The 14,642-nt window shown below is 34.2% G+C and carries 14 protein-coding genes and 1 pseudogene; 5 read left to right on the forward strand and 10 right to left on the reverse strand.

Translation table 11 applies throughout. The features are described 5' to 3' along the window. Window positions 1–151 precede the first annotated feature (151 nt). From G6053_RS14975 to G6053_RS14985, 3 genes are all read left to right on the forward strand, one after another. Window positions 152–376: a helix-turn-helix transcriptional regulator gene (locus tag G6053_RS14975; RefSeq protein WP_165306963.1), complete on the forward strand. Its 225-nt coding sequence runs from the start codon at window positions 152–154 to the stop codon at window positions 374–376. A 541-nt stretch (window positions 377–917) separates the two neighbouring features. Continuing rightward, complete coding sequence (locus G6053_RS14980) at window positions 918–4,562, forward strand: P-loop NTPase fold protein (RefSeq protein WP_165306964.1); 3,645 nt, start codon at window positions 918–920, stop codon at window positions 4,560–4,562. A gap of 99 nt (window positions 4,563–4,661) precedes the next feature. Continuing rightward, on the forward strand, window positions 4,662–5,864 hold the full coding sequence (locus tag G6053_RS14985; protein ID WP_165306965.1) for an IS256 family transposase: 1,203 nt from the start codon (window positions 4,662–4,664) through the stop codon (window positions 5,862–5,864). 173 nt (window positions 5,865–6,037) lie between these two features. Here G6053_RS14985 and G6053_RS14990 read toward each other — a convergent pair. The 6 genes and pseudogenes from G6053_RS14990 to G6053_RS30605 form a co-directional block, all read right to left on the reverse strand. Then, window positions 6,038–7,145: pseudogene (locus G6053_RS14990) on the reverse strand (IS3 family transposase). 507 nt (window positions 7,146–7,652) lie between these two features. Continuing rightward, window positions 7,653–8,279: a hypothetical protein gene (locus G6053_RS14995; protein ID WP_165306966.1), complete on the reverse strand. Its 627-nt coding sequence runs from the start codon at window positions 8,277–8,279 to the stop codon at window positions 7,653–7,655. A gap of 2 nt (window positions 8,280–8,281) precedes the next feature. Continuing rightward, window positions 8,282–8,761, reverse strand: coding sequence for a DUF488 domain-containing protein (locus tag G6053_RS15000; protein WP_165306967.1), 480 nt, complete (start codon window positions 8,759–8,761; stop codon window positions 8,282–8,284). A gap of 4 nt (window positions 8,762–8,765) precedes the next feature. After that, window positions 8,766–9,320: a DUF488 domain-containing protein gene (locus G6053_RS15005; protein WP_165306968.1), complete on the reverse strand. Its 555-nt coding sequence runs from the start codon at window positions 9,318–9,320 to the stop codon at window positions 8,766–8,768. Between the two features lie 212 nt (window positions 9,321–9,532). Further along, a complete protein-coding gene (locus G6053_RS15010) occupies window positions 9,533–10,411 on the reverse strand; it encodes an IS3 family transposase (RefSeq protein WP_206531985.1) in 879 nt (292 codons plus the stop codon). Next, on the reverse strand, window positions 10,411–10,710 hold the full coding sequence (locus G6053_RS30605) for a transposase (protein WP_070566721.1): 300 nt from the start codon (window positions 10,708–10,710) through the stop codon (window positions 10,411–10,413). Before G6053_RS30605 ends, G6053_RS15010 begins: the two co-directional genes overlap by 1 nt. Window positions 10,711–10,992: 282 nt before the next feature. On the opposite strand from G6053_RS30605, the gene G6053_RS15015 reads away from it, so the two are divergent. Both G6053_RS15015 and G6053_RS15020 read left to right on the forward strand, forming a co-directional pair. Then, entirely contained in the window at window positions 10,993–11,244 is a 252-nt protein-coding gene (locus tag G6053_RS15015; RefSeq protein WP_088161872.1) for a hypothetical protein, read from the forward strand. Further along, window positions 11,244–11,870 carry a zeta toxin family protein gene (locus tag G6053_RS15020; RefSeq protein ID WP_165306969.1) on the forward strand — a complete coding sequence of 209 codons (627 nt, stop codon included), beginning with the start codon at window positions 11,244–11,246 and terminating at the stop codon, window positions 11,868–11,870. The genes G6053_RS15015 and G6053_RS15020 overlap by 1 nt, the downstream gene beginning before the upstream one ends. A 54-nt stretch (window positions 11,871–11,924) precedes the next feature. Here G6053_RS15020 and G6053_RS15025 read toward each other — a convergent pair whose 3' ends face one another. The 4 genes from G6053_RS15025 to G6053_RS15040 all read right to left on the reverse strand — a co-directional run bounded on the left by G6053_RS15025 (window position 11,925) and on the right by G6053_RS15040 (window position 14,456). Further along, window positions 11,925–12,518: a hypothetical protein gene (locus G6053_RS15025; RefSeq protein ID WP_165306970.1), complete on the reverse strand. Its 594-nt coding sequence runs from the start codon at window positions 12,516–12,518 to the stop codon at window positions 11,925–11,927. 22 nt (window positions 12,519–12,540) lie between these two features. Further along, window positions 12,541–13,062, reverse strand: coding sequence for a hypothetical protein (locus tag G6053_RS15030; protein WP_165306971.1), 522 nt, complete (start codon window positions 13,060–13,062; stop codon window positions 12,541–12,543). Between the two features lie 148 nt (window positions 13,063–13,210). Next, window positions 13,211–13,555, reverse strand: a complete 345-nt coding sequence (locus G6053_RS15035; RefSeq protein WP_165306972.1) for a hypothetical protein — start codon at window positions 13,553–13,555, stop codon at window positions 13,211–13,213. Between the two features lie 280 nt (window positions 13,556–13,835). After that, window positions 13,836–14,456 carry a hypothetical protein gene (locus tag G6053_RS15040; RefSeq protein ID WP_165306973.1) on the reverse strand — a complete coding sequence of 207 codons (621 nt, stop codon included), beginning with the start codon at window positions 14,454–14,456 and terminating at the stop codon, window positions 13,836–13,838. Window positions 14,457–14,642: the final 186 nt, after the last annotated feature.

A 14,642-nucleotide genomic window follows, 5' to 3' on the forward strand; every position in this document is an offset into this window, starting at 1 on the left:
CCATCCCAGGTGCCAATTGAGAAGTCAGAGACTCGTTATTTAATCAGACAATGTCCAATTACTGCTCAAACTTTATGATATAGCAATACTAAATCATACACAAATATATAAAAGTTGACTTTAAAAATCAACAATAAAAATAAAATAATTTATGCCTATATATAAAATCAATCGTATATCCGAAGTTTTAGAGGAAAAAGGAATTAAAAACAACGATCTTGTCGACCATTTAAAGGTTAAAAAGGAGACCGTTTCCAGATGGGTAAATAATAAACAACAACCAACCCTAAATACTCTAAATGATATTGCTAAATTTCTAAAAGTGGATATAAGAGATTTGCTTTATCAAAGTGAATGGGTGAAAAATAGTATATAAAATTAAACCATTTTGCCAAAAACGGAAGGTCTACGATCTTGCTGTTATAATAGCAATTTATTCCAGGATTGTACCAATGGGCTGAATCTGTTGATAAGGATAGGATAATTGAACGGATTAGCTCGTTTGGAATGTTGACAAGAACACCAATGAAGCTATGGTAAAATCCATAATTACGGTCCAAATAAACACAGGATCCCCCCTCATTCTGCCTCAAGAGCTGGGAAGAAAATGGGTCGAAGATATATCCGAAAAGGAAATGAAACCGATTTTCCAATTTGAGATATCAAGAGATAATCTAGACTAGTTTCCTGTCTATACTTTAAGGGGATATTCCGACAGATTCGCCTGTATATATTGCGATAAACTATTTAGTTGGGAAGTGATACTGCGCAACAGTCAATCTTTTAATAATTGCAGGAAATATTGTATAATATAAAACGAAATTATCCACAAGATATAATTATCAAGCTAAATAAAAAAAAATAGAAACTGCACGACAAGATCATTATATTTGATATAGCTATTTTGATCAAATTTTATGAATAATAAAAATCGTGACAGTCAAAAAAATATTGACAGCAATAAACCTAATGTTCCCCTTCCTTACCGTCCGCTTTCACCTATAAATTCTGCAGATCCCGAAGGGAATTATTGTGCAGCACTGTCATGGGCATTAAAGAATCGTAAGAAAAATGACATAAAAAATATTGCACTTACTGGACCTTTCGGATCCGGTAAAAGTAGTATCCTCAAAACATTTGAAGATAATAACGAAGATCCAAATCTTGTTTTCTTAAATATATCTTTGGCTACATTCAAAGACGAGAAATACCAAAATTCTAATAATTCAAAAGAATTAGATGTCCAAGCTGACTTGAGAGAAAAAAAAGCTCAAGACTCTAATCTGCTCCGTTTGATTGAACTCAGTATTCTTCAGCAAATCTTCTACCATGAAGAAGATGATACTATCCCCGATACACGGTTTAAAAAAACAAGAAATTTCCCAGATAAGAAAGTAACAGCAATTTCTGTATTGATTTTAATATTTTCTTTTGCACTGATAAATCAGCTCTTTCCAAATTTGTTTCAAGAAAAACTTCGTGTCCCTTTTCCCATTTGGCTGGAATATTCCATCCATTATTTGACACTCGCAATTGTTATAGTATTTAGTTTCTATTTTTTATGGTGCTCGATAAGACCCCTTCGAAGTATAAGACTCAAAAAGTTCAATTTTCAGGATGTCGAATTTGGAGTAGATGATAATGTTAGTAAGTCCATCCTCAATGATCATCTTGATGAAATTCTATATTTTTTTGAAGTCACAGATTATTCCGTCGTTGTAATCGAAGATTTAGACCGTTTCGAACAAACTGAAATTTTCACAAAGCTTAGAGAACTCAATCACTTAATTAATTATTCAAAAAAAATAAAGCAAGATGTCACATTTATTTATGCTGTGCGCGATGACATGTTCCAAGATAAAGACCGCACAAAATTCTTCGATTTTATAATTCCTGTTATCCCTATTATAAACTCATCCAACTCAAATGAAATTTTAAGAAAGATAAAAGATGAGAACAATTATAATATCAAGGAAGATCTTTTAGACGATATATCACTTTTCGTAGATGATATGCGTTTACTCTACAATATTATGAACGAATTTCACCTTTATCAGGTACAACTAGATATGTTAAATCAAAATAGTATGCTCGCTATAATTGTTTATAAAAACATATATCCAAATGATTTTGTGGCACTTAGCAACGGTGAGGGGCAACTATTTGAAATAATGGAGAGCAAACCTTTGATTGTAAAAGAAAAAATAGAGAAAATAGACCTTTTAATCCAAGAAATAAAAGAGGAAATAAAACAAATAGAATCAGTTACGATAAAAAAAGAAAACGAATTACGCAAACTATATATTTTTGAATACCTCAATAAATATCCTCAAGCTAAGAGATTCCGAATCAATGACGTAGATCTAACCTTTTCCCAGGTAATTCAACCTCAATTCTTTGAATCGTTTAGAAATGGTGAGGTTGAATACTACTATCAAACCACCTACCAAGAAGGTTTGATGAGCTTGAAAGCCTCATTTGAAGAGATTGAAAAATTAGTGGATCCGGAATTAGATTACAAAAAACGACTCAATTTAATTGCCGACTCAACTGGTAAAAAGTCAGAAGAACTTAAATTGGAAATTGTAAAACTTGAAGAACAAAAAATGCAGGTAAGAAATACTCCAATGAAATTGTTACTGCAGGATTATTCGGTAAAAATTGATTCAATAAAACAACAGCAGTTAATCAACATACTTCTAAGAGCTGGATATATTGATGAAAGCTACTTGGATTATGTATCAATTTTTTACGAAGGAAGCATATCAAGAATAGATAAAGAATTTCTACTAAATGTAAAAGCCCATATCAAAACTAATTTTGACTTGAAGCTAATTAAGGTGGATAAATTGGTAGATAAAATACCCTATATAGAATATGACCAGGAATTTGTTCTGAATTACTCATTCCTAGACTTTTTGTTCTCTAAATCTTCCTTCAAATCCCAGCGGAAAAGAATCCTTTGTACATTGAGTAACGAATCCGACCTCAGTTGGGAATTTATTAATGGCTACATAGATATTTCAAATTACCAAGGAAAATTTATAAAAGAAATCTGCTCATCCTGGCCAAAAATTTGGAACTACATAGCGACAAAAGCAACATTAACGGAAGAACGTATAAATTATTTCTTAAAGCTAATCCTTAAAAATCTCGATATTGTATCAATACAGGAAATTGCTGCGATTACAAAATTAAAATCTTACATTGAGGATTACCCAAAATTCCTAAACCTTCTGGAAGATTATAAAAAATCATATGAAATTATTTATAAGCTCAACATCCAATTTAATAAAATTGACTTCGAAGAATCTCCTAAATATTTGATAGATGAGGTACTAAACGGGAATCATTATGTTATAACAAAATCAATGCTCAAAGATATCTTAGAATATAACAATGTATATTTAGAAGAGGAATTTACGACTAAAAATTATTCCTATTTGAAAGCAAATGCACCTAAAGAAGTAATAGAATATATTGATAATAATATTGAGAATTATTTTAAGAACGTCTGGTCCTTACTTCCAAAAAATGTGAATGAAGAAGAAGAGTTTCTGATAGCTTTTTTAAATAATGAACAAATTCACGAAGATCACGCTGATATAATTATAAAAAATACAGAAACGAAAATCTCAGAATTAAATAAATTAAGAAAGGAACTTTTTAGTTCACTATTAAACAGCAATAAAATATTACCAACTTGGGATAATGTCATAGAATTCTTTTTGGACTCTGAAAACGAAATTGATGAAGTTTTATTTAAATATCTATCCATAGATATCAACCATAAATTACTGTCAGAAATATACCTAAACAATTCTGAGCTAAAATACGATAGGGAGGTTCTAGAGGAATTAGCTTACAGTATCTTCCAGAACAACAGTTTTAGCGACGAAACATATTCAGACCTAATTAAGGGTATTCCATATGCATATGATAATGCCGACTTTTTATCGGGGCTCTCAGAAGAAAAGGTCACTCTTTTAATCAAAATGAACAGATTAAGTTATAATATTGAGAACTATGCGATTTTACAGGAAATGGCTAATGACCAACACATTCATTTTGCTGAAAGAAAGCCTGAAATTATGGTGCCTGAAATAATTCAATTTGATATTGAAACAAGAGAGGCTACTCTGATATTAAGATCATCAAAATTCAGCTCACAAAACAAAAGTGCTGTGATTGATTCAATGTCTGAAGAAGTAATATTCACAGATATTTCACTACTAAAAGCAATATTAAGTTGTTCCCTTGCAGAAAATGAATTTAAAATTTCTGAGTCAATTATAAAACGGCTTTTAACATCAAAACTAGATATCACTCCAAGCATCAGACTATACAATCAAAATTCTAAAAATTTAGATAAGAAACAAGCTATAAAAATAATTGAAACCTGGCCAGAACCTTATAGCGAGATGGTCATAAATGGGAAGCGACCTCTTATTCCAGATACAGTAGATAATAGAACTCTACTTCGAAGCCTTATATCAATTGGATTAATTTCTAAAATGAAAGAAGAAAGCAAAGGTTTGAGAGTAAGCACCTTTCTTAAGTAAATATTAGAACTGAAGACACTGTCTCATAAAGTGTGTAAGTTATAGAAATGCGGAGTTTAAAAGGACTTCGCATTTTTTATTTATTAACTTTATAAGAGTATGATTGACAAGGAGTCACTATTAAACGACAAGGAGTTCTTAAAGAGTTTTAAGGACGGTTTAGAGCTGCAATCGTTTTTCCGCGAGTTACAGGCACGGGCAGTATCGCAAATGCTTGAAGGAGAAATGGACGGCCATCTTGGCTATGAAAAGCATGAGCGCAGCGGTCAGGGCAATTCCCGCAACGGACATACGAGCAAAAAGGTTCGTGGGGATCAGGGAGATCTGGAGATTCAGGTTCCCCGAGATCGCGATGGTACATTCAATCCGATCATCGTTCCCAAACGCAAGAACATGATAGACGGAGTTGAGAACGTGATCGTTTCGCTATATGCCAAAGGCATGAGTGTTTCGGATATAGAAAATATGATGCGCGATGTGTATGGATTTGACCTTTCTGAATCGACGATTTCCCGGATTACCGACCGTGTGGCGGGTGATGTGATCGCCTGGCAAAACCGCCCGCTGGACAACGTCTATCTGATTGTATGGATGGATGGCATTGTTTTTAAGGTCAGGGAGAACTCCAAAGTGGTCAATAAAACCATTTATCTTGCTGTGGGCCTAAACCGGGATGGCTATAAAGAAGTTCTTGGCATGTGGCTGGGCAAGAATGAAAGTGCCAGTTTTTGGATGGGAATCCTGACAGACCTAAAATCCCGGGGAGTAGAGGATATGCTGATTACAGCGACCGATAACCTTAATGGTTTCTCCGCTACTATACGAAGTGTGTTTCCTGAGTGTAGTACTCAGGTCTGTGTTGTCCATCAGATCAGAAATGCTTGTAGATATGTTGTATGGAAGGATAAAAAGGCATTTACAGCGGACATGAAGCCTATCTATGATGCTCCCAATAAACAGGCAGCAGAAGCTGCACTGACTGATTTTGCTAATAAATGGGAATCCAAATATCCTTATGCCATACGATCATGGAGGGAAAACTGGGACGAACTGACCGTCTTTTACGGCTTTCCACTTGAGATCCGAAGAATAATCTATACGACCAATATCATCGAAAACATGAATGGGAAGATCCGCAAATACACAAAGAATAAACTGTCATTTCCCAGCGATGATGCCGTACTGAAATCTGTATATTTGGCTTTGAGAGAAATCTCTAGAAAATGGACAATGCCCATTCGTAACTGGGCTATTATCCTAAATCAGTTCTTAACTTTATTTGAAAAAAGAGTCCAGTTATAAGGAACATAACTGAACTCCGTATTTTTTATTTACACACTTGATGGGACAGTCCCGAACTGAAAAAGGAAAATCCGAAACAAATAACAATTAATCGTACAAATGTTTAGCGTGAGGATTTCACACTATATGTAAGTACCCCATTTTTCCGACAGCTGGGATTGGACTTTTCTAATTTACGTTACTAATTGATTTATTTGTTGTTTGTGTCTAATATTTTTTGATAATTCCATTGGTGTAAGATTCCCAAGACCTTCATGGGGTCTGTTGTTATTGTATTCATCCATCCATAGCTGGGTATGTTCTCTTACTTCTGACAAGTTGAAAAATAATAAGCATCCAAAATTTCTTTGCGATAACTTCGGTTGAACCGTTCGATGTAACCGTTCTGCATAGGCTTACCGGGCTGGATAAATTGAATAGCGATGCCTTGGTCTTTACACCAGAGCTCGAAATGATGACTGGTGAATTCAGGACCATTATCTACGCGTAGACAGAGCGGTTTGCCCCGCCAGTCTATGATTTGTTCAAGTGTCCGAGTTACCCGCAAAGAAGAAATTGAAGTAGCTATTTCGATACACAATATCTCACGGGAACAGTCATCCATCACATTAAAGGTTCTAAACCTGTTTCCGCTGGCCAAGCTATCGCTCATAAAGTCCATGCTCCATTTTTGATTAATGCTGACCTGTTGTTCCAAAGGCTGTTTCTCCCGAACAGGTAGACGACGTTTGCCACGCCTCTTCTTGTTCATATTTAGTAGCTTATACACCCGATAAACTTTTTTATGATTCCAGGGCTTCCCCGCTCTGCGCAGATAAGCGTAAAGTTTTCGGAATCCATATACAGGATGTTTGGAGGACAGTTCATCTAATGCAGAGATGACAGCGCTGTCATCTTTCTTACTAACATAGTAATATTGTGAACGGCACATACCTGTCAATTTACAGGCTCCGGTTACACTCAAACCGTGATCTAGGACAATCTCCTGAGTTAACTGTTTTTGCTGCCGGAGCCCCAACCTTTTTTTGTGATGACTTCTTTTAGGATATCATGGTTCATACTCAGTTCGGCAAACATCTTTTTCAAGCGTGCATTTTCTTCTTCAAGTTCCTTTAGGCGTTTGACATCTGAGGCTTCCATACCTCCGTAACGACTCTTCCAATTATAAAATGTGGCCTTGCTAATTTCCAGCTCACGGCAGATGTCTTCGGTCTTTCTGCCTTCTTCGCCCTCTTTGAGTGCTCGAACAATCTGTGTTTCTGTAAAACGTGTCTTTTTCATCTTATTACTTAAATCTAAACATTTATGTCCAGTTTTAAGCTGTTGGAGTTTTTGGGACACTTACAAACTTACAATGATTTCTTAGATGTCTCGTCTGATGAGCTGTTTGTTCTAATAATTATTCTGCAAAGTTGTTCAATACAATCTCTTACAATATTGCGGTTATCTGTCACTTCTATTATGCCTCCAAGGATTTCAAGAGCTTTATTATTTTCACCAGTCTTAACATATAACTCTACCAATTGTCGACTGTAGATGTCGGTTAGAAAATCTTTATCATTTTTTTGAGTGTCAATTTGAAAGCTTGTCGTCTGAATATTTTACGTATGTCCTATATAAGCCTAGTTCTTAATAAGTCCAAGCTCTTACTTGATTGATCCATTCAGGTAGTTTCGTCAAAAATAGTTCTCTTCCAAGGCCAAATACGAGCATTTCAGTATAGCATTATTGCTATTAAAAGACAGTTTATTCTTTGTGTATTTATAGATCTTTTCTATTTAATCCTGTTTATTTTGATTCAGGTTTATTACTGTACCATCCTGACAACTGTAAATAGCATCTCTCCTCATTCTCTGAACCATCTGGTTTCCACCATTTTGCCAAGCTTAATCTTATAAGTTTACCTTTTGGAATAATATGGATAGGTGCTTCACTCCCTTTGTACACGATCGGTTTTGAAGAACCATTTTTTTCATAAATATAATAACCATTAGAAAATATTAAATCCACATCCGAAATCCAAAACCCCACGCTATTAGTAGGGTAATTTTTCGTGTTCTCAGAAAGATATCCTTTGCCATTTACTTGCCACAACATTTTGCCGTCAAAAATATTCATAATATCATTTTCCCAAATAGTGACATTTAAATCTTTTATGAAACTTTCCATTGTATCAACTTTCTTAACAAAAGCTTGATTATTTATTATAACGTCTTCCACATGTGGTTCTCTTCTATGTAAACTTTGAGTAAAGTTAATATTCCAAATGTCACCAATTTCAAAGGAAGTATCTTCTGACTGATAACGTCCCTGGGAATCTAGAAGTCTAACAAATTGTTTGTTTTCTATGCAAATTCCACCTACGCAGGCTTGTGTAACTCCATATTTAGTTTTAGAAAGGATTAGTATTTCCATTATCAAAGATGATTTATAATATAGTTAAAGCTATTTTGTAAATTATTTGCCACTATTGAGCGATGACAAGCCTGTGGATGTTCCTCTACACAAAATAACACAATTCTATTAGCGCCAATCTCTTTAAGTATTGCAAAAAAAACATCAAAATTGAAGTTCTTCAAAATTCTATTTTCATATTCAATTACAAATATTTCCCCTAATTCCCTTCTATCTCGCTTTTGGTTGCCTTTTTCAATATCAATTTTTTTTTGTAGCTCCCTTATTTCGCTTGTTGGTGCTAGATCAGAAATATAATTGTAATTTATATTTAAGTCCTTTAACTTTTTTTGAAGCCTATTGCTGTTTACAAATGAATACTTTGCTCCTCTAACACCTCTTCTTTGTCTTATATCACAGAACGTGTCAATATTATTTTCGAGCAATTTTTGGAAAAATTCTTTTTCATTAGAGTTATATACTCCGATCGTAAAAAACTCCATGATCCTATAAATATGCTTTTCTAGATGTTGTATTAATTGAATTCCCGAATAGATCAAATTCTCCCAGTCCCTTATTTAATTCACTAATTACGATAGATTGGTCCTTTAATTTTCCTCTTTCGTCTATGTGCTTAAGGGAAATATTTTCTTCCTTTAAAACACGACCAATTAATTTACTTCTGTGACATTCACAGGGTTTACTTTCACTACACATTATTACAACCTTGATCTTCTTGTTATACGCAGTTTTTAATCTTTTTATTCCCTCGATAAAGAAATCTTTTGTTTTAACAATTTCATAATCTACTTTACCCTCCTCATCATAGCAACTGAAATCTTTGGGTCTTCCTCCAATACTATCCCCCATAAAAACATATTTAATATTATTGTTCTCTAAGAGAAATCTTAGTTCATTTTGATTAAATTGGGGATTGAATTTTGAATAAGGTTGAGAACGAACATCAATAAGGTATTCAATACTAAACAACTTTAGTATTCTTAGAAAATCTTCAGCTTTTCTATTTCCATGTCCTATTGTATATAACGGCAAGTTTTGCATAATTCAAATTTACTAAAAAAATCTCTTATTTATAATTTATAAAGGGTTCATTATTCTGACTTTAAATGTAAAATTTCTGAATCTTTACTGTATGATAAGATATACAAAATCAGAAGATATATATCAGGTACTGACTAACTATCTCTATTATTATTCTTGAATTTTTTGTAAAATTTATCAGGTGGACTTGCAAATAAAATCGGCAGTGCTAGTTAAGCAGCTTTTTTAATTTTTTGCTCTTTGTTATTAAATTGCTCAATTGTAAGATTTCCCAATGTGGAGTGACGACGTTCTCGATTATACCAGATTTCTATGTATTCGAATAGTTCTGCTTTCATCTGATTCCTGGTAATCAACTTATTACCGTAAATCTGCTCGGATTTTAGCGTTTTGAAGAAGCTTTCTGCTACTGCATTATCCCAGCAATTACCTTTTCTACTCATACTTCTTGTTATGATTTTATAGGAATCTAACGTGTTACTAAATTTTTCACATGCATATTGTACGCCACGGTCCGAATGAAAAATTAGACCAGGAGACAGTTTACGGTGCTTAATTGCCATTTTCCAAGCTGCCAATGAAGTTTCTTCAGTTTTCATCCCATCACTGATACTCCAACCAATACATTTGCGGTCATATAAATCCAGAATGGTGGTTAGATATAAAAAACCTTCTTTGGTATGGATGTAAGTAATATCAGATACCCAGACTTTTGAAGGCTCTGAAGCTTTGAAATTTCGGTCTAATACATTGTCCATTATTTTATGTGCGTGTTTTGAATCGGTTGTAGCTTTAAATTTCTTGCCTATTTTACTCCGTAGCCCCATATTTTTCATATACTTAGCGACTGTATTTCTAGAAACTTTAATTCCATCATCCAACAGCTCCGCAGTTATTCTAGGACTGCCATACCGTTGTTTCTTATCGAAATAAATAGCCTTTATCTTGTCCTCCAGATTGCTACATTTCCTGCTTTTTGTCTGTTGGGACCGTTTTTGCCAAGCATAATAGCTTCTAGATCCAACGCCCATAACTTTACACATCTTTTCAATCGAATATAGCCCCTGATGTTGCTTGATAAAACTATATATTACCGATCGCTCTTGGAAAAGATGCCTATGGCCTTTTTTAGTATTTCTAGTTCCAGTTCTGAGTCTTTAAGTTTTTTTTCCAAGAAACTAATCCGCTCTTGTTCTGGCGTTTGCTTCATATTTCCATTCCCAGGGAAACTTCCTGATCCAAACTCTTCTGACTCTTTACGCCACTTATATAATTGGGCAGCAGAGATTCCCAACTCACGAGCTAGCTCAGAAAGATTTTTCCTGTTTTTACTTAATTCAACTGCTCGCTCTTTAAAAATGCGATCGTACTTTTTACGGACTTTAATCATTATTTCAAAATTAAGATATTTTATTGTTCTTAACTTGATCTGCCGACTAAGTTAGCAACTCCAGTACCACGAAATTCACAAAGCATATTTTCTTGTAGTATCTTAGGATCGAGTTCGACAGTGAAATGACACTTACTGCTCAAATCGTATATTTCTGCCTTTCATCGCATTTTAATTCTTAAATATAGCTAGCAATAACACAAAAAGAGTCATTTTCTACTGGTCGAACAATTGCTTTTCTCCTTAAAAATTACTATTTTTGGATAGTATTAATGTGGTATTATGAGAAATTTAGAGCACTTAAAAGAAGTTAGCAACAGCATTGTTCTCAAGTTGCGCAAACAAAAGCTTGATAAAGGGCAACCATTTTTAATAAGATCTAGCAAATTACCCAAAAATCAAAGCTACATCGAATACCCAAATCATTTAGTTAAAATTGTGATTGTTTCTTCTGATAAACGATCTTTTGATGTAGTACAGGAATTTAATATTCGTCAATCAAAAGATATCTTGAGAGAACTCAATATTTACTAATGCCTGATCTTTACATAATAACGGGTTCTAACGGTGCCGGGAAATCTACATTAGGTGCAGAATATCTTCCAGAGCATATAAAGAGTAATAATATTATTTTTGATGGTGATTTACTCTATACGAAGGAACTATCTCGGATATTCCCAAAAATTGTTCCTTCAGCAAAATACGCTCGAAAAGAGGCTTTGGATTATGTAGTACAGCAATTTGAAGAACAGACAAAACATGCATTAGAAAATCGGTTAGATTACGTCTATGAAGGACATTTTACAAATGACGAAACTTGGGAAACGCCCAAGCTATTCAAGAAGTCGGGTTATAGAATAAATTTATTGTTTTTTGGTTTAGAAAATACCGAACTTTCTCAGTTCCGTGTAACGGAAAGAGTCACTGACGGTGGACATTATGTAGATCCTCAAACATTGGAAAATAATTTTTTTGGAAATCTTGAAAAGCTAAACGATCACTTTCACTTCATCGATGAATTAACTATTGTTGACACTTCAGATCTTAAACATAACATCTTATTGAAATTATCCGACGGTAAAATAGAGTATTCGGTGGAAAAAGACGAATTGCCTGAATGGTTCACAACTTATATGCCGGTAATTGCTGCTTTGATCTAACTTCGGACTTATTTCATCGAGTAAATCAACCTTCCCTACCCTATTGCAAGTCATCTATCTATTGAATTCTTCGTTTGATATTGTCTTCGTGTCAAAATTGTCTTTAAGCGAGTGATCTTGACTTCGGACAGCCAGTCGGAGACTATAAGATGGTACGCTTTGTACTTCATATCTTTTTCCATCTATTGTTTCAATGCGTTTCGGTCCCATATTAAAATCTAATATTTCCTCTCCAATTTCGTAATGAGCACTTTGATTAAAAACCATAATACATTGCCCGTCTTTAATCCCCTGTCTAAAATCCCGGCCGCTGGCAACCTTTAAATAATAAGTATTCTGGGGTATATCTTTTACTTTAATAGATTCACCAGACTTTATATAAAATGCTCTTATACATAACCCTGTGTTCCGTTCCATAACTTTTACAGCAAAATCTGCTCCCACCCCAACTGTTATTTCAAGAGATCCTTGGGCACCATAGTCATACCGCCAAGCCATATTATCACACTCGGGCGAGTCTCCAGTATTTAGATTAATCCTAGTATATAAATTCTCGGGCTTCGCTATTACATAGGAGCTTTTTAACCAACCTTCATATTGACCGACAGAAACTTTAAACCAGTCATACGCTATATCAATGACAAGCACCTGACTTAGTTCCTTCGATATATTATTCCTTTTTTTTCATTGTCTTAAAAATAAACAGCAATTTGTCCAGATCTTTAGTTGATTTTGCATTGCCAAACATGTGAATCATTTCATTCCACCCCTCGCCGCTTTTACTATAGATTATGCTTTGAATTGAATAGTCTCCATTACAGTTATAGATGGTCCAGCTTACATCTTGATCAAATATTTCATTTTTCAGATGCTCCGTTTTGCAACTTTTGCTTTTAGCTGGAAATTGGCTAGGATGATTACCGAAATATAGGCCTCCCGAAAAACCAGTATGATTTGTAGTGTCAGCAGGATTAAAATAGTAAACGGAAAAATCTTCTCCATTGGTTTCACCTATAGCATAATCTATGGGTAAAGAAATAGAATACTTACCTTCCCCTAATTGCCTTTCTTTCAATGATTTTATAAAAGTGCTGTCTGCCGAGCTATGTACAGATTTATGATCATTATTTTGTCCGCAGCTGGTCAATGTTAATGTCGTCAGTAGGACAATCATTGTCAATTGTATCTTCATATCTTGGTTGTCTATATTAGGATTGGTAGCTCTATATTTTATACTTCATAACTGCTAAATAAACATCTGAATCCCCTTTCCTGAGATTTCGTCTATATCTACACTAAACTCTATATAACATAAGCACAAAATGCCTAAGCTTTTATAGTCAAAAGTAGAAGTAAGCACCTGTTTTCCTTATTCTCGCTTCTTGGAACAAATAAATCAATTTTTCTAGTAGTTTTCTGGCGACTTCGTCATTCACATTTATAGCATTTAGGTAATTCACGCCCATCTCAAGCTGTCTTTCGTCAGTGATCGACTCGTCTTCAAAATCATCAATGCTGCTTCCTAGAATTTCATTTAAGTTAGAAAAAATACCGTAGCAATTTAATGTATTAAATTGCTCCTCTGTCAAGACGAGTTCAATTAAGTCATTATCAGTAGCCTTATTATAATCCAATAAATCTGCGGCCTCTTTATCTTTTGGCGTAACTATATAACGTTTTTTCATTCGTTCTACTTTTATGCTTCTAAGTAATTGAAATGGGCGACTGTCCCACATTGGACTGTTGCCGGCTCCCGAATTTAGAGATTCTTTACATTATATAAGAATCTATCTTAGATGCGATCTCAACTAAAAGATCCTCATCAATATTTGGTGGATCTATTGCTTCAAGACCATTGCCAGTGCCGCCGAAAATTACCTCCATTCTATTAATGTGAGTAATAAAGAAAAGACCGTCGCCTTTGTTGAAGGGATGGTTGGATGAACTTTACTCAGGATAGTACACTTACCCAATAGGAACAAAGAACGTTTCAGGTTCATAATCATCGTCTATCATTACATAACCTTTTAAATAAAAAAGATACCCTATCGTATTTTTTATATGGGTTGATTTCAAAAAAATTGGTTTGATCAAAAGTCTTTCCGTTTTATCTTCCCTTTCTAAAAATTTGGTAACCAAATAGTCCAAAGATTTAACACTGTCTAAAAGAATATCCTGATCAGGTCGAAAAATCCCATCCTCTCCAACTATTTTTTTAATGGTATATTCTTTTTGTGGTTGAGTTAGTATCGCCCTAAAACTAGTACTTAAATTGCTCTTTTTTTCGTCCCTCTCCTTAAAATAGTTTGTAAACCACATAACAGGTCCCTTAAATAGTTTGCCGCTTGTGGTTTTCCCAAATACTATAATGGTTGATATGCGTTCAAAAAACATGTCATTGTCCTGGCTCAAAACATAGTCTTCAACATTGATTTTTTTTCCATAGCTTCTTTCAATATTTTTAACTGTTTTTACACCGACATCTTCTTTGTTTTGTGATTTATGGATAACATGTTCTCTTTTTTGTCCGTTTCTACAAGCAATAAAAAGCAGTACGATAAGTGCGGTTGTAATAACTTTAATCACTTTTCTTTGTTATTAGATTTATAAAACAAGTTTGGTGGACGACTCTATGTTCGGCTTAACGAAGCTATTCCCAGTGCCCGCTGTTTTTTTTCATTTTCAGAATGGGTTTGGGCATATAATCTTTCCCTAGGTTTCCTTTAAAAACTTTTACTTCGGAAGACACAATAAAAACGATAAAAAGAACAT

It is taken from the genome of Sphingobacterium sp. DR205 (assembly GCF_011064245.1).
GTDB classification, from domain to species: Bacteria; Bacteroidota; Bacteroidia; order Sphingobacteriales; family Sphingobacteriaceae; genus Sphingobacterium; species Sphingobacterium athyrii.